Below are 19,587 nucleotides of genomic sequence, written 5' to 3'. Positions count from 1 at the left end.
AGTCCGTTGCTCTACCAACTGAGCTACGCGCTCGCACCCGGTTCGCGCGGGGCCGCCGGGGGGCGGGCCGGTTGCGCTCGGGGCGTGGGGCTCGCAATAGGGGGTCGAGCCGGGAGGGTCAACACGGCTTCCGCATGGTGCCAACCGCTGAGTCGATACGAAACCCGATGACGAGAGCGAACCCGGCGGGCGCGCCGCCGGAATGGCGGCGCTTCGTCCTGCTGTTCCTGAGTGTGGCGGCCGTTCTCGGCGCCGTCTGCATCGGCTTCGTGACCGCCCTCGACCCCTACGGGTTGCGGGCCGGGCCGGGGCGGGCGCAGGGGCCGCTGATGGATGGCAACCAGCGCTTCATGTACCCGCAGATCGCGCGCAGCGGCGCCTACGACGCGGCGGTGTTCGGCACCTCGACCCTGCGCCTGCTCGATCCGGCGGATCTCGGCCGCACCTTCGGGGGCCGCTTCGCCAATCTGTCGATGAACGCGGCGACCCCCTACGAGCAGAGCGAATTGGCCCGGCTCTACCTGCGCCACGAGCGGCCGAAAACGCTGCTGTTCGGCATCGACCCGACATGGTGCGAGCCGGATGCGGCCGAGCGCCGCCTGACCTTCCTCGCCTTTCCCGCCTGGCTCTACGGACCGATCACCCTGTGGGATGCGCTGCGGCAGGTGAACTGGCAGAGCCTCGGCACCGCATTCGAGGCCGCGCTGCACCGGCTCGGGCTCGTGCGCGCGCGGCTGGCCGAGAACGGCTACGCGGTCTTCACCCCGCCCGAGGCGCTGTACGACGCGGCCCGCGCGCAGGCGCATATCCGCAGCGCAGGGGCGATCCAGGCCGCCGCCGAGGCCGCGCCGGGCTACCGGCCGACGCCCGCCGAGGCGCCGATGCCGGCGCTCGGCTGGCTCGACGCGCTCCTGGCGCAAGCCCCGCCCGAGACCCGGACGCTCGTGGTCTTTCCACCCGTCCACATCTCGCAGCAGGGCGCGCCGGGCTCGCCCGCCGCGGCGCGGGAGGCCGCCTGCAAGGCGCAGGTGACGCGGATCTCTGCGGCCCATGGGGCGACCGTGGTCGATTTCCGCATCCCGTCGCCGATCACGACGCAGGACACGAATTACTGGGATCCGCTGCATTACCGGCTGCCGATCGCCGGCCGGATCGTGGCCGGTCTGAAGGCGGCGCAGGCGAGCGGGCGCGACGATCCTGAGGGCACCTACCGGGTTCTGGCGCACGCGCCTTAGGCCGAAAATTCGATGAACCGCGCCCCGGAACGTGGGGTTCTCCGTGGCGCATGAGTGGCTTGGTCCGTGTGGCTTGGCCTGCCACGAGCCGGCCGTACTCTCGCCCGATCGGCAGGCTCTACACCCCGCGGCCCGGCCATGTCGGGTCCCACCCGCCGCGCCTGCTCCGAAAGCGGGGGCGGACGGGGGCCGTGATATCGGAGTTGCAGAGAGTCCCATGATCGTACGCACAGCCATCGCCCTGATGATCACCACGAGCGCGGCTCTGGCCGGCCCGGCGGCGGCACCGGCGGGGGATCGCGACGCCCTGCGGCAGCACTGCACCGGGGATTACCTGAGCTATTGCGGCGAGTTCGCGCCGGACAGCACCGAGGTGCGTGCCTGCTTCAAGCAGAACAAGGCCAAGCTCTCGCCGGGCTGCCAGGCGGCCATCACCAGCTACAACAAGGCCCAGAAGCGCGCCGATCTGCGCTGAAGCCGGCTCAGGCCGGCGGGCCGTCACGCCTTCGCGGCGGCCTCTGCCCGCGCCCAGCCGTCCTTGGTCTCGGCCACGAAATCCGCGAGCCGCCCGGCCGCAATCGCCGCGCGCATGCCGGCCATCAGTGCCTGATAGTAGGCGAGGTTGTTCCAGGTCAGCAGCATCATCCCCAGGATCTCGTCGGAACGGACGAGGTGGTGGAGATAGGCGCGCGAATAGTCCCGCGCCGCCGGGCAGTCCGAGGCCTCGTCCAGCGGTCGCGTGTCCTCGGCGTGCCGGGCGTTGCGCAGGTTGATCCGGCCGTGCCGGGTATAGGCGAGGCCGTGGCGTCCGGCGCGGGTCGGCATCACGCAATCGAACATGTCGATGCCGCGCATCACCGACTGCATCAGGTCGTCGGGGGTGCCGACGCCCATGAGGTAGCGCGGTTTGCCGGCCGGCAGATGCGGCTCGACCGTCTCGATCATCGCCAGCATGACGGCCTGCGGCTCGCCGACCGCGAGGCCGCCGATGGCGTAGCCCTTGAGGTCGAGTTCGGTCAGCGCCCGCGCGCTCTCGACGCGGAATTCGGGCACGTCGCCACCCTGGACGATGCCGAATAGTGCCTTGCCCGGCTGCTCGCCGAAGGCGACGCGGCAGCGCTCGGCCCAGCGCAGGGAGAGGTGCATCGCCTTCTCGATCTCCAGCCGCTCGGCCGGCAGGCGCACGCATTCGTCGAGCTGCATCTGGATGTCGGAGCCGAGCAGGCCCTGGATCTCGATGGAGCGCTGCGGGCTCATCCGGTGGGCGGTGCCGTCGATATGGGAGCGGAAGGTGACGCCGGCCTCGTCGATCTTTCGCAGCGCGGAGAGCGACATCACCTGGAAGCCACCGGAATCGGTGAGGATCGGCCCGTCCCAGCGCATGAAGCGGTGGAGGCCGCCAAGCCGCGCCATGCGCTCGGCGCCGGGGCGCAGCATCAGGTGGTAGGTGTTGCCGAGCACCACGTCGGCGCCGAGATCGCGCACCTGCTCCGGATACATCGCCTTGACGGTCGCGGCCGTGCCCACCGGCATGAAAGCCGGCGTGCGGATTTTTCCGCGCGGCATGGCGATATGGCCGGTGCGGGCCTGTCCGTCGGTGGCGGAGACCGTGAAGGAGAAGTCGGTCGGGGGATCGAGCGGTTCGGTCATCGGTCCGGGGATGTGGGAGGCTCGGGACGGGCGTGATAGCCCGGCGCGGCGTCGATCAGGAAACGCATCGCATCGAGGCCGGCCCGCATCGTCGCCTGCGACACCGCTTCCAAGTCGCCGAAACGGGCCGCGAGGGCGTCCTCGACCGCTTCGTGGCAGGCCTTGGGAAGCAGGACCGTCAGGCGGCGTCCGGCCTCGGTCTTCGAGACGATCCGGCCGCTGGCGAGGGTCTCGATGATGCGGCCCACCCCCAGCACGCCCCATTCCAGGGCCCCCGCATCGCAGGCGTCGTCGGGCGCCTTGCCGGCCAGCGCCGTCTCGTGGTGCTCAAGCCAGGGGCGCCAATGGGCCTCGAGGTGGGCGAGGCCGTAGGCGTGCAGCGTCGCGTCGTCGTCGGCGATGTTTAGCGCGGCCGGCGTCGCCCCGAGGATCGGACGGCTGGAACGGGCAAGGCACCGCCAGGCGGCCGGATTCACCGCGTGGCAGGGCTCGCCGCTGCGAAGCTGCCCGTCCACGCTGAAGGGCACCACGGCGCCGGGCTCCGGCGGGTGCCGCAGGGCCTCGACGGCCAAGTAGAAGCCGTCGAAATGCGGGCCGCCGGCCCGCGCCAGGGCGGCGTGGACCCGCGCCAGCGCGTCCGTCTCCGCCCCGCCGAGAGGGCCCTCTAGGAGGGCGACGAAATCGATGTTGCTGCGGCCCGGCCGGAAATCACCGAGCGCCACCGAGCCGACGAGATAGAGGCCGCGCAGTTTCGGGCCGCCCTCGCTCGCGATCAGGCCGAGGAAGCGATCGACGGTGCGGGCGACGTCGACCCGGAGCGGCGGGCGCCGGCTACTCATGTGATGGACTCCGAAACCGGGCACCCTCAGGAAACAGCAGGCTGGCATCGCCGTAGGAGTAGAAGCGATAGCCGGATTGGATCGCGTGGGCATAGGCCGCGCGCATGGTGTCGAGGCCGGCAAAGGCCGAGACCAGCATGAACAGGGTCGAGCGCGGCAGGTGGAAGTTCGTCACCAGGGCGTCGACCGCGCGGAAGCGGTAGCCCGGCGTGATGAAGATGTCGGTGGCCCCTGAGAACGGGCGGATCGTGCCGTCCGGGTCGGCCGCGCTCTCCAGCAGACGCAGGGCGGTGGTGCCGACGGCGACGACGCGATTGCCCCTCGCCCGCACGGCGTTGAGCCGCGCGGCGGCGGCGGCATCGAGGATGCCGATCTCGGCGTGCATCCGATGGGCGTCGGTGTCGTCCGCCTTCACGGGGAGGAAGGTGCCGGCCCCGACATGCAGGGTGACGTGGACCCGCTCGATCCCCGCCGCGTCGATCCCGGCGAGCAGCGCGTCCGAGAAATGCAGGCCGGCGGTGGGGGCGGCGACCGCGCCGGGCTCGCGGGCATAGACGGTCTGGTAGTCGGTCGTGTCCTGGGCGTCGGTGGCGCGCTTGCCCGCGATGTAGGGGGGCAGCGGCAGGGCGCCGAGCCCGGCAATGGCCGCGTCGAGCGCCGGCCCGGACAGGTCGAAGCGCAGCAGGATCTCGCCGCCCTCCCCCCGCTCCTCCACCGTGGCGTCGAGTCCCGACAGGGCACAGACTTCGCTGGCACTTGGGCTGGCGCCCTCGCTGCCGAAGCGGATGCGGTCGCCGGGAGCGAGGCGCTTGGCCGGGCGGGCGAAGGCGCGCCATCGGTCGGGCGCCTCGCGCAGGTGCAGCATCGCTTCGCAACGTTGTCCCGAGCCGCCGGCCCGGTGACGGATGCCTGAGAGCCGCGCGGGGATCACCCGCGTGTCGTTGAAGACGAGGGCGTCGCCGGGGCTCAGGAGGGCGGGCAGATCGCGCATTCCGCGATCCGCCAAGGGGTCGCCGGGGCGCACCACGAGAAGGCGGCTCGCGTCGCGCGGGCTCGCCGGCCGCAGGGCGATCGCAGCCTCCGGCAACTCGAAATCGAACAGGTCCACACGCATCCCAGGGCCATCAGCACGGATGGGCGCCCGACGCAAATGGCGGATTGATCGGAGAGGCCGGCCGGAGCAGCATGAGCCGGTCGGCAGGGCAGAGGCGGTGCATGTGTCGGACGTCCTGATCGTCGGCGCCGGGCCGGTCGGCCTGACGCTCGCCTGCGAACTGACGCGCTACGGCGTCGGCGTCCGGCTGATCGACCGCGCTCGCCAAGCGACGCAGACCTCCAAGGCGCTCGTCGTCTGGTCCCGCACCCTCGAATTGATGGACCGGATGGGCTGCACCGAGGCCTTCCTCGCGGCGGGTCTGCGCGCCCGCGGCGCGACCCTGCGCGGCGGCGGACGGGTGCTCGGCGGCCCGGACTTCTCCGACATCGCCAGCCCCTACGCCTTCGGGCTGATGATTCCGCAGAGCGACACCGAGCGGCTGCTGGCCGAGCATCTGCGCAGCTTCGGAGTCACGGTCGAGCGCGAGGTCGAACTCACGGGCTTTGCGCAGACGCCCGACGGGGTGGAGGCACGGCTCTCCCACGCCGACGGGCGCGAGGAGCGGGTGGCGACAGCCTTCCTGATCGGCTGCGACGGCGCCCACAGCGCCGTGCGCCACGGGCTCGGCCTGCCCTTCCGCGGCACGGCGCAGGGTGACGAGTGGCTGCTCGCCGACCTCCGCCTCGACGGCGCGGGGGCCCCGCCCGGCGACGCGATCGCGGTCTATCTCCACCGGGACGGTCCGTTCGTGATCTTCCCGATTCCCGGCGGCCGGGCGCGGGTGGTCGCCACGGTCGGACGCGCGGACGGGCGGCCGAGGCCCGATCCGACGCTGGCCGAGGTGCAGGCCCTGGTCGCCGCACGGGCCGGGCCCGGCATCCGGGTGTCGGATCCGGTTTGGCTCAGCCGCTTCCGCATCCATGAGCGAAAGGTCTCGGAATACGGTCGGGGCCGCGTGTTCCTGGCGGGCGATGCCGCGCATATCCACAGCCCGGCCGGCGGCCAGGGCATGAACACCGGCATGCAGGACGCGGTGAACCTCGCCTGGAAACTCGCCCTGGTCCGGCGCGGCGCCGCCGTGCCGAGGCTCCTCGACAGCTACAGTTCGGAGCGCAACGCCGTCGGCGAGATGGTTCTGCGCAATGCCGGGCGGCTCACCGCCCTGGCGACGCTCACCCATCCCCTCGCCCAGGCCGTCCGCAACCGCGCCCTGCATGGGCTCCTCGGCTTTCACACCGTGCGGCGCCGGATGGCGGCGGCGATGAGCGAGATCGCGATCGGCTATCCCGCCTCTCCGCTCTCGGTCGGGCCCGGCGCCGGCCGGCGCTGGCGGCCGGAGGATGCGGCCGGCCCACCGCCGGGCGCGGGCACCGACCCGCGCTTCGTCCTCTACGCGGCGGATGCCGAGCGTGGGACGGCCCTCGCCGCCCGCTTCCCCGGTCTGGTTCAGCCCGCACCGCGAACGAACCCCGAGCCGGGGCGCCTGCATCTGGTGCGCCCCGACGGGTATGTCGGCCTCGCGGCCGGCGCGGCCGATTGGGATGAAGCGGCGCACTACCTGAAAGAATGTGGACCGGCCTGAATGTGGTGCAGCCGAGGCGCCCGTTCGCGCGTTGAAGCCCCGATTCGATGCAGGACGCTGCCCACAATGAAATGGTTTGCCTTGAGCCCACGGGATCCCGCCGACCCGCGCTGGCCGCTTCCGGAAACGCCGAGGATCACCCTCAAGGCCGAAAACGCGGACGACGCCCGCCGCCGCTTCGAGGAAGCCTATCCGAGCGAGCCCTTCGGCACGCCGGGCCATCCCACCGGCGATGTCGGACCCGGCAGTTTCCGGGGCGATGCGGAGGCGCTGGTTGTCGAGGAGACCGACACGCCGCCCGCGCCGGAGGCGTGAGCCGTGCCGCCGGCCACAGGAATCTTCGCGCCATGACCGAAACCACGACCGAAACCACGACCGAAACCGGCAGACGCTCCCCGCACGAGACCCTCGACGCGCAGCTCCTGCGCTACTGGGAGCGGGAAGCCGCTCGCTTCGACGAGCTGTCGGCGCGGGCGAGCTTCGGCTGGATCAGCCGCAACTATGCCCGCAGGGCGCAGCGCGCCCGCGAGAAAGCCGAACGCAGCCGTGCCAAGGAGGTCGCCCGCGGCCGCCTGCCCGCATCGGCGCGGGCGCCCGATCGGGACGGCGATAGCCCGAGCTAAAACCTTTGCCGTGGCCTTCCGGGGCCACGGATCGTAAGGGCGGGGCCGTCCCCTCCCCGCCCCCTTGAGCTGCATGACAGGAACCGAAAAGGCCGCCCTGGCGAGCGCCGCCGTGGGCGTGCTCGTCACGGCGTTGAAATTCACCGCCTACTGGCTCACCGGCAGCCTCGCGCTCTATTCCGATGCGCTGGAGAGCATCATCAACGTCGTGGCCGCGGCCTGCGCGTTCCTGGCCGTGCGCGTCGCCGCGCAGCCGGCCGACGAGGATCACCCCTACGGCCACCACAAGGCGGAGTATTTCTCCGCGGTGATCGAGGGTGCGCTCGTCATCGTCGCCGCCCTGTTGATCCTGCGCGAGGCGTATTTCGGCATCCTCGACCCGAAGCCCCTCGACGCGCCCGCGCTCGGTCTGGCCGTCAACGGCGTCGCCACGGTCATCAACGCGGTCTGGGCGATGATGCTGTTCCGGCGCGGCCGGCGGCTGCGCTCGCCCGCCCTGTTGGCCGATGCCCGCCACATCCTCGCCGACGTGGTGACGTCGGGCGGCGTGCTCCTCGGCCTCGGCTTCGTCCTCGCCACGGGAACGCCGGTGCTCGATCCCGTGGTGGCGGGCCTCGTCGCCCTCAACATCCTCTGGTCGGGCTGGACGATGGTGCGCGATTCGGTCAACGGCCTGATGGATCAGGCGGCCTCGCCCGAGATGGTCACGCGCATCCGCGCCCTGATCTCGGCTCACAGCGAGGGCGCCCTGGAGGCCCACGACGTGCGCACCCGCCATGCCGGCAGCGCCACTTTCATCGACTTCCACCTCGTCGTGCCGGGCGAGATGACCGTGTTCGAATCCCACGCGATCTGCGACCGGCTTGAGGGGGTGATCGAAGCGGGGATCGAGGGGGCGGTCGTGGTGATCCATGTCGAGCCGGGCGATCAGGCCAAGCTGCGCGGCGTGCCCGTGATTTGAAGCCGGCTTCAGGCGCGATATTGGGGCTTGCATGAAGCGGGTCTTCCTCACCTCCACACCCAGCCACCGCAACGCCTACGACCTGTTCGACGGGCGCTGGGCGAGCGATCTCAGCGAACTCGTGCCCGATCTGCCGGTGGGCGGCGGGCTTCCGGGCTTCCGGGCCGATCCGCGCCCGCGCCAGGCAGCCGAGATCCTCGGGCGCGACGGGCGCTTCGACGGCTACGACATCCTCGAGCTCGGGCCGCTCGAAGGCGCCCATACCTGCCAGCTCGAAGCGCTGGGGGCGGGCAGCGTCACGGCGGTGGAGTCGAACTCGGAGGCCTTCCTCAAGTCGCTCATCGTCAAGAACATCGCCGGCCTGAACCGCTCGACCTTCCTGCTCGGCGACGTCAGCCGGCACCTCGCCGCTCCGGGGCCGCGCTACGACCTGATCTTCGCCTGCGGCATCCTCTATCACATGCTCGACCCGCTCGAACTGATCCGGCTCGCCGCCGCGCGCTCCGACCGGTTGTTCATCTGGACGCATTACTACGCCTCGCAGCCGCGTCTGCGCCGCCACGTGCCGCGCGCCGTCGAGCACGCGGGATTGCGCCTCACCCTGCACGAACTGACTTATCGCGACCGCGGGCTCGCCACCTTCTGGGGTGGCAACCGGGGCCGGACCCGCTGGATCGAGCGGCCCGATCTGATCCGGGTGCTCGCCCATCACGGGCTGACCGAGACGACGATCATCGCCGACGACCCCGACTTCGTGAACGGCCCGGCCGTAACGATCGCCGCGCAGCGGCCGGCCGCCGCCGGGGCCATCGCCTGAAGCGATCACTCCGCGTTTTTGCCGGCCTCGATCGCCCGCGCCCGCCTCCGCGGGCTCAGGCATCTCGCTGCGCTCGATGCTCATCGCGACGGGCGACCTGACGAGCCCGCTCTTCGCGCCGCGAAACCGCTGATGCGGCTTCGAGGGATTGCCCCGCGCTGGTTGCTCCGCCCGCTTGACCCGTCCGGCACGGGCTCCCTACACACTCGGACAGGCGCCGATCCGGCGGCGCCGGCACTGAAGTCGAAGAGAATGACCGAGCGCGTCGATCCGAAGAAGCTCATCAAAGGCGGCCTCCACGATTGGGAGGTCGTGATCGGCATGGAGATCCACGCCCAGGTCACGAGCCGCTCCAAGCTGTTCTCCGGCGCCTCGACCGCCTTCGGCGGCGAGCCCAACGACCACGTCTCGCTGGTCGATGCGGCCATGCCCGGCATGCTGCCGGTCATCAACGAGGAATGCGTCGCCCAGGCCGTGCGCACAGGCCTCGGGCTCAAGGCCCAGATCAACCTCCGCTCGGTGTTCGACCGGAAGAACTACTTCTATCCGGACCTGCCGCAGGGCTACCAGATCTCGCAGTACAAGGACCCGATCGTCGGCGAGGGCGAGGTGCTGGTCGATCTGCCCGAGGGTGAGTCGATCACGGTGGGCATCGAGCGCCTGCACCTCGAACAGGATGCCGGCAAGTCCCTTCACGATCAGGATCCGACCAAGAGCTTCGTCGATCTCAACCGCTCCGGCGTGGCGCTGATGGAGATCGTCTCCCGGCCCGATCTGCGCTCGTCCGAGGAGGCCAGGGCCTACGTGACCAAGCTGCGCACGATCCTGCGCTATCTCGGCACCTGCGACGGCGACATGGAGAAGGGGAGCCTTCGCGCCGACGTGAACGTCTCCGTGCGCCGCCCCGGCGAGCTGCTCGGCACGCGTTGCGAGATCAAGAACGTCAACTCGATCCGCTTCATCGGTCAGGCCATCGAGACCGAGGCGCGCCGCCAGATCGCGATCTTGGAGGACGGCGGCAAGATCGATCAGGAGACGCGCCTCTACGACCCGGCCAAGGGCGAGACCCGCTCGATGCGCTCGAAGGAAGAGGCGCACGACTATCGCTACTTCCCCGATCCCGACCTCTTGCCGCTCGAATTCGATCAGGCCTACGTCGATGCGCTGGCCGCGGGCCTGCCGGAACTGCCGGACGCCAAGAAGGCGCGCTTCATCAAGGATTTCGGCCTCAGCGCCTACGATGCCGGCGTGCTCGTCGCCGAGCGGGCCTCGGCCGATTACTTCGAGGCGGTGGCCCGCGGGCGCGACGGCAAGGCCGCCGCGAACTGGGTCATCAACGAGCTGTTCGGCCGCCTCAACAAGGAGGGGCGCAGCATCGAGGACACGCCCGTCTCCGCCGAGCAGCTCGGCACCATCGTCGATCTGATCGGCGACGGTGTGATCTCGGGCAAGATCGCCAAGGACCTGTTCGAGATCGTCTGGTCCGAGGGCGGCGACCCGCGCGCGATCGTCGAGGCCCGCGGCATGAAGCAGGTCACCGATACCGGCGCCATTGAGGCCGCGGTGGACGCGATCATCGCCGCCAACCCCGACAAGGTCGAGCAGGCCAAGGCCAAGCCGACCCTGCTCGGCTGGTTCGTCGGCCAGACCATGAAGGCGACGGGCGGCAAGGCTAACCCGGCCGCCGTCAACGCGCTGCTGAAGGACAAGCTCGGTATCAAGTAGAGCCGGCGGTCGCGCGAAGAGTGCCTCACAAAACTCCTGGTCTCTGACCGTTCTCGCTCTGGCGATGACAGCGCGGCGGGAGTTTCGTGAGAGACACTAAGCCTCATCGGAATTCGCGTCGTCACGGCGAATGGTGGTTCGATGGTCGCCCGGCGGCCATCGGATCTCCGTTGAGGCAATTCGCGGTTCGCGCGCTGAGGAGCGCGAGAACGAAAAGCCTTCCGGAAATTGTCTCGACGTATCCAATCTCCTTTAACTTCAAGCTGCGAAGCTTCGCTGACCCCACCAGCCTCGGGCGCCGGCCTCGGCCGAGCGCTTGCGGGGGAGCCAAGCGATGTCCGCGTCCCGTCCCGTGCCACGCCGCGACCGTGGAGCCGCCGCACCCGTCCAGGGCGCGCCGCGGGAGGCTGCGGAGCTTCGGCGGGCGGAGGCGCATCTCGTCGAATGGGAGGCGCGCCTGCGGGCGATCGAGGCGGCCCACGCCATGGCCGAGCAGATCGCCGCCTTCGGCCATTGGCGGATCGATGCCGCCACCCGCACCATCGCGTGGTCGGACGGGATCGCCCGCATCTTCGGGCGCAACGCCGAACGCGCGACGCTGCCGCTCCATACTCATCTTGGCTTCTACCACCCGGATGAGCGCGAAGGCGTCCGGGCCGCCATGGACGAGGCGCTCGCGGGCCGCAGCCGGACCCTGGGTGGCGGATACGAGCATCGCTCCCGCCTCCTTCGTCCCGATGGCGAGATGCGGGTGGTGGCCGTTTACGGGATCGGCGAATACGATGACGCGGGCCGCCTCGTCTCGATCTTCGGCGTCTGCCTCGACGTCACCGACATGGACCGCTCCGAGCGGCGCTTGCGCGAGACCGGCGAGGCGATGCGGGCCGCGCTCGAAGCGATGGACCAAGGCCTCGTGATGATCGGCCCGGACGATCGGGTCCAAGTCCACAACCAGCGCGCCCGCGCCCTTCTCGACCTGTCGGACGAGGTTCTGCACGAGGGCGCGTCCTTCGAGGCGGTCCGGCGTCACCTCGCGCAACGCGGCGAGTTCGGTAATGCCCCGCCCGAAGCCCGGGAATGGCTAGAACGGGGGACACCGCCGCCCGGGATTCAGGGTTACGAGGGCACGCGGCCCAATGGGACGATCCTGGAGACGCGGCTCGCGCCGATGGCCTCCGGCGGCCTCGTCTGCACCTATACCGACCTGACGGAGCGCCGACAGGGCGAGGCGGCTCTGCGCTCGGCCGAGGCCGACTACCAGTCTCTGTTCCAGAACGCGGTGATCGGCGTCTACCGCGCCAGGCTCGACGGCGGCATCGTCCAGGCCAACCGGGCGCTGGCCCGGCTGCACGGCTATGACGCCGGGCTAGTGCCGGGCGAGGGCTTCAACCACGATTGGTATGTCGAGCCGGACCGGCATGCCGCCTTCCTGGAATGTCTGGAGACGGAGGGCCATGTCGAGGACTTCGTGTCCGAGGTGCGCCGTCACGTCGGCGCAGAACGCATCTGGGTCGCCGAGACCGCCTGGGTCGTGCGCGACGCGGCGGGTCGGCCGATCTGGTTTGAGGGCACCGTCGCCGATGCGACGGAGCGCAAGCGCGCCCAGGCGCTGATCGAGCACATGGCCCGCCACGACGCGTTGACCGGGCTGCCCAACCGCCGGCTGTTCCAGGAAACCCTGAGCCGCGAGATCGAGGGGGCCCGGCGGGACGGCGGCTGGGTGGCGGTGCTGTGCTGCGACCTCGACCGCTTCAAGGCGGTCAACGACACCTTCGGCCATCCCGCGGGCGACGCCTTGCTCCGCGTCGTCGCGGGCCGTCTCCGCGGTGCTCTGCGCGAGGACGACGTGGTGGCTCGGCTCGGCGGGGACGAGTTCGCCATCATCCTGCCCAGCAGGGGTAAACCTCGCCGCATCGCCGCCGTCGCCCGCCGGCTGATCCAGGCCGCCGGGCGTCCGGTCGATCTCGGCGGCCGCGCCACCACCGTCGGCGTCAGCATCGGCGTGGCGGTCTGGCCCAAGCACGGCGACAGCGCCGATACCCTGTTCATGAACGCCGACATCGCACTCTACCGGGCCAAGGATTCCGGGCGTAACACCTTCCGTTTGTACGAGAGCGGGATGGCTCTCGCGGTCGCGACCCGCAACCTCCTGGAAATCGACATGCGCGAGTCGATCCGTTCCGGCGGGTTCGCGCTGCATTACCAACCGATCTTCGCCCTCGCGGACGGTGCGCCGCAGGGCTTCGAGGCACTGCTGCGCTGGAATCATCCCCTGCGCGGGCCGATCTCGCCGGCGGCCTTCATCCCGTTGGCGGAAGAGAGCGGCCTCATTACTCAACTCGGCGCCTGGGCGCTGCACGCAGCCTGCCGCGAGGCGGCCTCCTGGCCGGGCGATCTACGGGTCGCCGTCAACGTCTCGGCGGTGCAGTTCCGCAAGTCCGGGCTGGAGCAGAGCGTCATGCGCGCGCTCGCAGCCTCGGGCTTGCCGGCCGGGCGGCTCGAATTGGAGATCACCGAAAGCGTGCTGATGCAGGATTCGGACGCCGTGATCGGCTCTCTCCACCGCCTGCGTGCCATGGGCGTGCGGATCGCGCTCGACGATTTCGGCACGGGCTACTCGTCCCTGAGCTACCTCTGCCGGTTCCCCTTCGACAAGATCAAGATCGATCGCTCCTTCATCCGCGACATCGATGAGCCCGTAGCGGCGGCGGTGGTGCGCGCGGTGGTGGGCTTGGGCGAGCGCCTCGGCATGACCATCACCGCCGAGGGCGTGGAGACGGAGGAGCAGCTGGCGCGGGTGCGGCGCAAGGGCTGCACCGAAGTGCAGGGCTTCCTGCTCGGCCGGCCGCTGCCCGCCGCGCAGGCCATGGCCCTTGTCGCGGGGCGGGTGGCAGCCTGAGCCGATGCGCGAGGACGGTCGGCGGGTGGCACCTGTCGAGGACGGATCGGCATCAGTCTCGAGCGGAGAGCGAACCGGCGCGTCGATGCGAAAGACTGAAATTTAACAGTAACCGGCTATCCCTCCCGCCGTGACTCCGAGGGCTAGAGGCGTTGATGCCGGGACAGATGCAGCAGGCGGATCCGGACCTCGACCGCACTCTGGCTCCCGCGCAACGGGCCTGGGAGGCGCTGCGGCAGCATGCGCTGCCGCCCTCCCCGCGGAACTACGAATTGCTGCACACCTTCTTCACCGGCGCCAATCCGCCGCTGAGCGAACACCTCGCGCCCTGTCTCGCCCCCGGTGGGACGCTGAGCGAGGAGCAGGCGAGCGCGCTCTACGACACCTGCATCGCCGGGACTGCGACGGAGGCCTCCGTGCTCGATGGAGCGGGGCGGCTGGCAGAGGCGGCCGGTACCCTGGCAGAGCGCGTCGCAGGCAGCCGGAGGGCGCTCGCCGGCTATGGTGACGCCCTGACCCATTGGTCCGGCCGCCTGAATGCGCGTCCGACCGCCGATGAGCTGATGACGGCGCTCGTCGCCCTGATCGGCGAGACCGAGCAGGCGCAGACCCGCAACCAGTTGCTGGAGGAGCAGCTCTCGGCCTCCGCCGCCCACATCGCCAAGCTGCACCGGGATCTCGTCGAGACGCAGCGCGCGGCGGCGACCGATGCGCTGACGGGGCTTGCCAACCGCAAGGCCTTCGACGGGTTCCTGCGCGACTCGATCGCCCGGACCCGGAGCGATTCCGGCAGCACCTTCTCGCTGCTCATGCTCGACATCGACCACTTCAAGGGTCTCAACGACCGGCACGGCCACCGCTTCGGCGATCAGGTGCTGCGCCTCGTCGGACGGCTGCTCAGCGCGAAGACGACGGATCGCGACCTCGCCGCGCGCTACGGCGGCGAGGAATTCGCGATCGTGCTCGGCGAGGCCGGCATCGGTGCCGGCGTCGCGCTCGCTCAGCAGATCTGCGCCCGGCTGCGGGGTCAGCGGCTGGTCAAGCGCGGCACCGGCGATGTCGTGGCACAGGTCACGATCTCGGCCGGCGTCGCACAGTACCGGCCGGGCGAAGCCGCCCGCGACGTGATCGAGCGGGCCGACCGCGCGCTCTACGAGGCCAAGCGGACCGGCCGCGACCGTGTGTGTCCGACGCCGCGGGCCGCGGTCGCGTGAGGTCTCGCCGCGTTCAGCGGAAATCGGTCGGCGCGAGGCCGTAGCGGGCGATCTTGTCGTAGAGGGTCTTGCGCGGAACGCCGAGGGACTCGGCGGCCAATCGCACGTCGCCGCCGGCCATGATCAGCTCCTCGCGGATCAGCCCGCGCTCGAACCGCTCGACCTGATCGGACAGGCTGAGAACCGCCGTCGGGGCCGCCTCCGGGGCGGCTTGGCCGGAGAGGCCCAGCGCGCAGCGTTCGGCGAAATGATCGAGTTCGCGCACGTTGCCGGGCCAGGAATGGCGCAGGAGGTGGTCGCGCATCGCCGCCGTCACGGGCGGCGCCTCGCGGCCGAACCGGGCGACGGCGCGGGCCAGGAAGTGCTGGAACAGCAGCAGAATGTCCTCACGCCGCTCCCGCAGGGGCGGGATCACGACCGTGACGACGTTGAGCCGGTGGTAGAGGTCGTCGCGGAACGTGCCGGCAGCGGCCTCCTGGCCGAGATCGACCTTCGTGGCCGAGACGACCCGCATATCGATCGGCCGCCGCTCGTTGGTGCCCAGCGGCTCGACCACCCGCTCCTGCAGCACCCGCAACAGCTTCACCTGAAGCGCCAGCGGCATGCTCTCGATCTCGTCGAGGAACAGCGTGCCGCCCTGGGCGTGCTCGATGCGCCCGACACGGCGCTTGAGCGCCCCGGTGAAGGCGCCGGCCTCGTGACCGAAGAGTTCGCTCTCCACCACGCTGTCGGGCAGCGCGCCGCAATTCATCGCGACGAAGTTCTTCGAGGCGCGTCGGCTCCATCGGTGGAGGGCGTTGGCCACCACCTCCTTGCCGGAGCCCGTCTCCCCGAGCACGAGTACGTCGACGTCGGCGCCGGCCACGTCGCGAACGAGGCGGCGCAGGCGCACGATTTCCGGCGAGATGCCGAGGAAGGCGGGATCCTCCTCGATCGCCGCGTCGAGTCGGGCGACGAGCCTGCGGTTCTCCAGAACGAGCCGGCGGCGGTCGAGGGCGCGACGCACCGAACCCATCAGCGCTTCGGCCGGGTAGGGCTTGGCGAGGAAATCGTAGGCGCCCGAGCGCATCGCGGCGACCGCCATCGAGATGTCGCCGTGCCCGGTGATGAGGATCACGGGCAGGTCCGGGTCCTCGGCCTGGATCCGCTCCAACAGGGCGCGCCCGTCGAGACCCGGCAGGCGCACGTCGGTGACGACCACTCCCGGTGGCTCGGCCCGGATCGCCGCGAGGGCGGGTTCCCCCGCCTCGAAGGTCTCGACCTGGAAGCCATCGAGTTCGAGGCTCTGGCGGTTGGCGCGCCGCACGTCCTCCTCGTCGTCGATGAAGACGATCCGCTCGGACGCGCCGTCCGGCTCGCTGCTCATATGGCCTCCAGGCTCCCGACCGGTTTTGCGTTCCGCTTGTCCTGTGCCGCGTCCGCCGTGGCGGGGGCGCGGGTCAGCTCCATCCGGAAGGTCGTGCCGTCGGCGCCCGAGCGCAGCCCGAGCGTTCCGCCGCATTCCTCGACGATGCCGCGGCAGATCGCCAGACCGAGCCCGAGGCCTTCGGATTTCGTGGTGAAGAACGGGTCGAACACCTGCGCCCGCACGGCTTCCGGGATCCCCGGTCCGTTGTCGGCGACCTCGACCGCGATCCGCTCCTCGCTCGCCTCGACCCGCAGGGCGATCGACGGGTCCGGGCGGCCGGTCACGGCGTCGAGGGCGTTCTGCAGCAGGTTGACGACGACCTGTTCCAGGCGCGGCCCGTCGCCGAGCACGGCGAGATCGGGCGCGGGAAGCGGCGCATCGAGGGCGATGCCGGCTTGCGCGGCGCGCCAGGAGACGACTTCGAGGCTTCCGCGGACGATATCGGCGAGGCGCACCGGCTCGCGCCGGCCCGAGGCGCGGCGGGCAAAGCCCTTGAGCTGGCGGGTCAGGGTGCCGATGCGCTCGGTCAGCCGGCCGATCGCCGAGACGTTCTCCGCCGCATCCTCGACGCGCCCGCGGCGCACGAGAATCGCGGTGTTGTCGGCATAGGAGCGGATCGCGGCGAGCGGCTGATTGATTTCGTGGGCCATGCTGGCCGCGAACTGCCCCAGCGCCGCGAGCCGCCCGGCCTGGGCCAGTTCACGGCCGAGGCGCTCGCGCTCGGCCTCGGCGCGGCGGCGCTCCTCGATCTCGGCGAGAAGCTGCCGGTTGGCCCCACTGAGCGCGTGCGTGCGCTCGGCCACCCGCGCTTCCAGTTCCTCGCGCCGGGCGGCGGCCTCGGCGAGCCGTGTCCGCATCCGCCGCCGCCTTCCCATCAGCATGGCGAGCCCGGCCCAGGCGAGACTCGTCGTCAGGAGGGCGATCACCCGGCCCTGCGCCCGCTCGCGCTGAACCGCGGCGGCGATCGGGGTCAGGGTGTGGAGGCGCCATTCGGTGCCGGGTATCGGGGCGTCGAGCATCAATGCCGGCCAAGCGGGCTTGGCGCTGCCGCCGACCCGGACCAGATCGTCCGCACCCGGATCGGCGTAGAGTGGCAGGGGCGAGAGCGGCGCCTCGCCGAATTCGAGCGCCTCGCGGATGCGCTTGCGCTCCGCGTCATCGACGGTGCGCAGCGCCTTGAAGCGCCAGCTCGACTCGCTCGCCACAAGAACGATGCCGCGGGCATCGGTGACGAACACGCTCTCGCGACTCGTGCGCCATGCGGCCTCGATCGCGTCGAACTCGATCTTGACCACGACGACCCCAGCCGCGCGGGGCAGCCGGCGAGCAAGATAGTACCCCGGCCGGCCGCTGACGGTGCCGAGGGCGAATTGCGAGCCGGAGCCGGTCGCCATCGATTCCTTGAAATAGGGGCGAAAGCCGTAGTCGCGGCCGATGAAGCTTTTCTCGGCCGTGGCGTTGCTCGCGGCGACCGTCACGCCGTCGGCGCCGATCACGTAGATCACGGCCGCACCGGTCGCCTCGGCGATCTGTGCGAGGCGATCGTTCACCCCCTCCACGAGACCGCGTTCGGGCGCGGGTTCCACCACACGGGAGATCTCGGGGTCTGCGGCGAGCGCGAGCGGCAGCGAACTCTGCGTCTGCATCTCGGCCCGAAGCGTCGCGACCTGGAGTCCGAGCGTCGAGGAGGCCGAACGTCTGAGATCGGCGAGCGCCCACCGTTCCGCCACCCGCCCGCCGAGCCATCCCGACAGCAACAGAGCCGCGAGTCCCGCCAGCACCACGAGCGCGCGCCGGTAATCTTTCGCGGAAACCGGAGCGGCGACGATCACCGCGGCACGTCCAGTGCGAAACTCCGGAACGATCCGGGGCCCCGCGTGCGGATCACCGCAACAGGCATTCGGGCACCTTGCGCGTGCAAACGTGAAATATCATTCATTTCAGTGCTTTAATAAAAAGTTACCGGCGCCCTTGGCTTGGCATGCCCGTTGCCATTCCCTGATCGTAACGCAGCCATGACTGAACTGCAGAGCTGTGTGCCGCGAGGCCAAAAGCAAGAGCGGACGGGACCGGAATCCTCCTCGGGAGGCGTTCGTCGAACCGATCCGACGGACCATCCACCGTCCGACAGGGAGCAACGCCCATGGCCACCGTGCCGTCCCCTTTGACCGCGCCCCACGCGCCGCCCGCACCCAAGCCGCTCTATCGCACGCTGTACTTCCAGGTGCTGGTCGCCGTCGCCATCGGCATTGCCCTCGGGCATTTCTACCCGAAGCTCGGCGCCGACATGAAGCCGCTCGGCGACGCCTTCATCAAGCTCGTCAAGATGATCATCGCGCCGGTGATCTTCCTCACCGTCGTCTCCGGCATCGCCGGCATGACCAATCTCGAGAAGGTCGGCCGCGTCGGCGGCAAGGCGCTCATCTACTTCATCACGTTCTCGACGCTGGCCCTGATCGTCGGCCTCATCGTCGCCAACGTGCTCCAGCCCGGCCACGGCCTGCATATCGACCCGAACTCGCTCGATCCGAAGGCGGTGGCGACCTATGCCGGCAAGGCCAAGGAGCAGAACATCGCCGACTTCCTGATGAACATCATCCCGACGACGGCCGTCGGTGCGTTCGCGGGCGGTGAGATCCTCCAGGTTCTGTTCTTCTCGGTGCTGTTCGGCTTCGGCCTCGCCTTCCTCGGCGAGCGCGGCAAGCCGGTTCTCGACATCATCAAGGTGATGTCGGAGGCGATCTTCGGTGTCGTCAACATCATCATGAAGGTCGCCCCCATCGGCGCCTTCGGCGCGATGGCCTTCACCATCGGCAAGTACGGCATCTCGTCGCTCGCCAACCTCGCCTACCTCGTCGGCGCCTTCTACCTGACCTCGGCGATCTTCGTTCTCGGCGTGCTCGGCGCGGTCGCCCGCTACAACGGCTTCTCGATCCTCAAGCTCATCCGCTACATCAAGGAAGAGCTGATGCTGGTGCTCGGCACCTCCTCCTCGGAATCGGCCCTGCCCTCGCTCATCGACAAGATGGAGAAGGCCGGCTGCTCGCGCCCCGTCGTCGGCCTCGTGGTCCCCACCGGTTACTCGTTCAACCTCGACGGCACCAACATCTACATGACGATGGCGGCGCTCTTCATCGCCCAGGCCACCGACACCCCGATCACCTTCGGCGAGCAGGTTCTGCTGCTGCTCGTCGCCATGCTCTCCTCGAAGGGCGCGGCGGGTGTGACCGGCTCGGGCTTCATCACCTTGGCCGCGACGCTCGCCGTCGTCCCCTCCGTGCCGGTCGTCGGCATGGCGCTGATCCTCGGCATCGACCGCTTCATGTCGGAATGCCGCGCCCTCACCAACTTCATCGGCAATGCGGTGGCCTGCATCGTCGTCGCCCGCTGGGAAGGTGAGGTCGACGAGGCCAAGCTTCACGCCGCGCTGGGTGGCAAGCCGGTCGCCGAGGCGACCCCTGCCCCGGTCCTTCAGCCGGCTGAGTGATCCGGTCAGGAGGGCGCACCGTCCTGCGTCCTTCGTCCGGTATGGGAGCCG

At 70.3% G+C, this 19,587-nt stretch carries 16 protein-coding genes; 11 read left to right on the top strand and 5 right to left on the bottom strand.

Translation table 11 applies throughout. The annotated features are described in order from the left end of the window. The first annotated feature begins 167 nt into the window (after positions 1–167). Together E4V01_RS22555 and E4V01_RS22550 are read left to right on the top strand one after the other, a co-directional pair. Positions 168–1,235, top strand: coding sequence for a hypothetical protein (locus tag E4V01_RS22555; protein WP_135299902.1), 1,068 nt, complete (start codon positions 168–170; stop codon positions 1,233–1,235). Between the two features lie 217 nt (positions 1,236–1,452). Then, complete coding sequence (locus E4V01_RS22550; protein ID WP_060770459.1) at positions 1,453–1,710, top strand: hypothetical protein; 258 nt, start codon at positions 1,453–1,455, stop codon at positions 1,708–1,710. 23 nt (positions 1,711–1,733) lie between these two features. On the opposite strand, the gene tgt is transcribed toward E4V01_RS22550, so the two are convergent. Genes tgt through queA form a run of 3 tightly spaced genes read right to left on the bottom strand, consistent with a single transcriptional unit; the run spans position 1,734 to position 4,838 of the window. After that, positions 1,734–2,885, bottom strand: a complete 1,152-nt coding sequence (tgt, locus tag E4V01_RS22545; protein ID WP_135299901.1) for a tRNA guanosine(34) transglycosylase Tgt — start codon at positions 2,883–2,885, stop codon at positions 1,734–1,736. Continuing rightward, entirely contained in the window at positions 2,882–3,724 is an 843-nt protein-coding gene (locus tag E4V01_RS22540) for an aminoglycoside adenylyltransferase domain-containing protein (RefSeq protein ID WP_135299900.1), read from the bottom strand. The genes tgt and E4V01_RS22540 overlap by 4 nt, the downstream gene beginning before the upstream one ends. Beyond that, complete coding sequence (gene queA / locus E4V01_RS22535; protein WP_135299899.1) at positions 3,717–4,838, bottom strand: tRNA preQ1(34) S-adenosylmethionine ribosyltransferase-isomerase QueA; 1,122 nt, start codon at positions 4,836–4,838, stop codon at positions 3,717–3,719. Before queA ends, E4V01_RS22540 begins: the two co-directional genes overlap by 8 nt. Positions 4,839–4,941: 103 nt before the next feature. Here queA and E4V01_RS22530 point away from each other — a divergent pair, with 103 nt between their 5' ends. The 8 genes from E4V01_RS22530 (at position 4,942) to E4V01_RS22495 (ending at position 14,641) form a co-directional block, all read left to right on the top strand. Beyond that, complete coding sequence (locus E4V01_RS22530) at positions 4,942–6,402, top strand: FAD-dependent monooxygenase (protein WP_135299898.1); 1,461 nt, start codon at positions 4,942–4,944, stop codon at positions 6,400–6,402. A 66-nt stretch (positions 6,403–6,468) separates the two neighbouring features. Further along, the gene (locus tag E4V01_RS22525) at positions 6,469–6,717 is read left to right on the top strand and encodes a hypothetical protein (protein ID WP_060770455.1); all 249 of its coding nucleotides are present in this window, start codon (positions 6,469–6,471) and stop codon (positions 6,715–6,717) included. Positions 6,718–6,749: 32 nt separating this feature from the next. After that, entirely contained in the window at positions 6,750–7,025 is a 276-nt protein-coding gene (locus E4V01_RS22520) for a hypothetical protein (protein ID WP_135299897.1), read from the top strand. Between the two features lie 73 nt (positions 7,026–7,098). Then, complete coding sequence (locus tag E4V01_RS22515) at positions 7,099–7,986, top strand: cation diffusion facilitator family transporter (protein WP_060770453.1); 888 nt, start codon at positions 7,099–7,101, stop codon at positions 7,984–7,986. 31 nt (positions 7,987–8,017) lie between these two features. Further along, a complete protein-coding gene (locus tag E4V01_RS22510; RefSeq protein WP_135299896.1) occupies positions 8,018–8,803 on the top strand; it encodes a bifunctional 2-polyprenyl-6-hydroxyphenol methylase/3-demethylubiquinol 3-O-methyltransferase UbiG in 786 nt (261 codons plus the stop codon). A 252-nt stretch (positions 8,804–9,055) separates the two neighbouring features. Continuing rightward, complete coding sequence (gene gatB, locus E4V01_RS22505) at positions 9,056–10,528, top strand: Asp-tRNA(Asn)/Glu-tRNA(Gln) amidotransferase subunit GatB (RefSeq protein WP_135299895.1); 1,473 nt, start codon at positions 9,056–9,058, stop codon at positions 10,526–10,528. 334 nt (positions 10,529–10,862) lie between these two features. Beyond that, the gene (locus tag E4V01_RS22500) at positions 10,863–13,427 is read left to right on the top strand and encodes an EAL domain-containing protein (RefSeq protein ID WP_245517654.1); all 2,565 of its coding nucleotides are present in this window, start codon (positions 10,863–10,865) and stop codon (positions 13,425–13,427) included. Between the two features lie 155 nt (positions 13,428–13,582). Further along, positions 13,583–14,641: a GGDEF domain-containing protein gene (locus tag E4V01_RS22495; protein ID WP_135299894.1), complete on the top strand. Its 1,059-nt coding sequence runs from the start codon at positions 13,583–13,585 to the stop codon at positions 14,639–14,641. Between the two features lie 13 nt (positions 14,642–14,654). Here the strand turns inward: E4V01_RS22495 and E4V01_RS22490 are convergent, their stop codons facing one another. Together E4V01_RS22490 and E4V01_RS22485 are read right to left on the bottom strand one after the other, a co-directional pair. Continuing rightward, a complete protein-coding gene (locus tag E4V01_RS22490) occupies positions 14,655–16,007 on the bottom strand; it encodes a sigma-54 dependent transcriptional regulator (protein WP_135299893.1) in 1,353 nt (450 codons plus the stop codon). Beyond that, entirely contained in the window at positions 16,004–17,881 is a 1,878-nt protein-coding gene (locus tag E4V01_RS22485; protein ID WP_135299892.1) for an ATP-binding protein, read from the bottom strand. Before E4V01_RS22485 ends, E4V01_RS22490 begins: the two co-directional genes overlap by 4 nt. Positions 17,882–18,192: 311 nt before the next feature. Between E4V01_RS22485 and E4V01_RS22480 the strand changes: the two genes are divergently transcribed. Then, on the top strand, positions 18,193–19,536 hold the full coding sequence (locus E4V01_RS22480; RefSeq protein WP_060770448.1) for a dicarboxylate/amino acid:cation symporter: 1,344 nt from the start codon (positions 18,193–18,195) through the stop codon (positions 19,534–19,536). Positions 19,537–19,587: the final 51 nt, after the last annotated feature.

This window comes from Methylorubrum sp. Q1, from assembly GCF_004683995.1.
In the GTDB taxonomy this organism is placed as follows: Bacteria; Pseudomonadota; Alphaproteobacteria; order Rhizobiales; family Beijerinckiaceae; genus Methylobacterium.
This window is presented reverse-complemented; position numbering and strand designations above follow the sequence as displayed.

Bases quoted from the DNA above. Each gene is read 5' to 3' on its own strand.
- E4V01_RS22555 (WP_135299902.1), top strand. From the start codon at position 168: ATGACGAGAGCGAACCCGGCGGGCGCGCCGCCGGAATGGCGGCGCTTC.
- E4V01_RS22550 (WP_060770459.1), top strand. From the start codon at position 1,453: ATGATCGTACGCACAGCCATCGCCCTGATGATCACCACGAGCGCGGCT.
- tgt (WP_135299901.1), bottom strand. From the start codon at position 2,885: ATGACCGAACCGCTCGATCCCCCGACCGACTTCTCCTTCACGGTCTCC.
- E4V01_RS22540 (WP_135299900.1), bottom strand. From the start codon at position 3,724: ATGAGTAGCCGGCGCCCGCCGCTCCGGGTCGACGTCGCCCGCACCGTC.
- queA (WP_135299899.1), bottom strand. From the start codon at position 4,838: ATGCGTGTGGACCTGTTCGATTTCGAGTTGCCGGAGGCTGCGATCGCC.
- E4V01_RS22525 (WP_060770455.1), top strand. From the start codon at position 6,469: ATGAAATGGTTTGCCTTGAGCCCACGGGATCCCGCCGACCCGCGCTGG.
- E4V01_RS22520 (WP_135299897.1), top strand. From the start codon at position 6,750: ATGACCGAAACCACGACCGAAACCACGACCGAAACCGGCAGACGCTCC.
- E4V01_RS22515 (WP_060770453.1), top strand. From the start codon at position 7,099: ATGACAGGAACCGAAAAGGCCGCCCTGGCGAGCGCCGCCGTGGGCGTG.
- E4V01_RS22510 (WP_135299896.1), top strand. From the start codon at position 8,018: ATGAAGCGGGTCTTCCTCACCTCCACACCCAGCCACCGCAACGCCTAC.
- gatB (WP_135299895.1), top strand. From the start codon at position 9,056: ATGACCGAGCGCGTCGATCCGAAGAAGCTCATCAAAGGCGGCCTCCAC.
- E4V01_RS22500 (WP_245517654.1), top strand. From the start codon at position 10,863: ATGTCCGCGTCCCGTCCCGTGCCACGCCGCGACCGTGGAGCCGCCGCA.
- E4V01_RS22495 (WP_135299894.1), top strand. From the start codon at position 13,583: ATGCCGGGACAGATGCAGCAGGCGGATCCGGACCTCGACCGCACTCTG.
- E4V01_RS22490 (WP_135299893.1), bottom strand. From the start codon at position 16,007: ATGAGCAGCGAGCCGGACGGCGCGTCCGAGCGGATCGTCTTCATCGAC.
- E4V01_RS22480 (WP_060770448.1), top strand. From the start codon at position 18,193: ATGGCCACCGTGCCGTCCCCTTTGACCGCGCCCCACGCGCCGCCCGCA.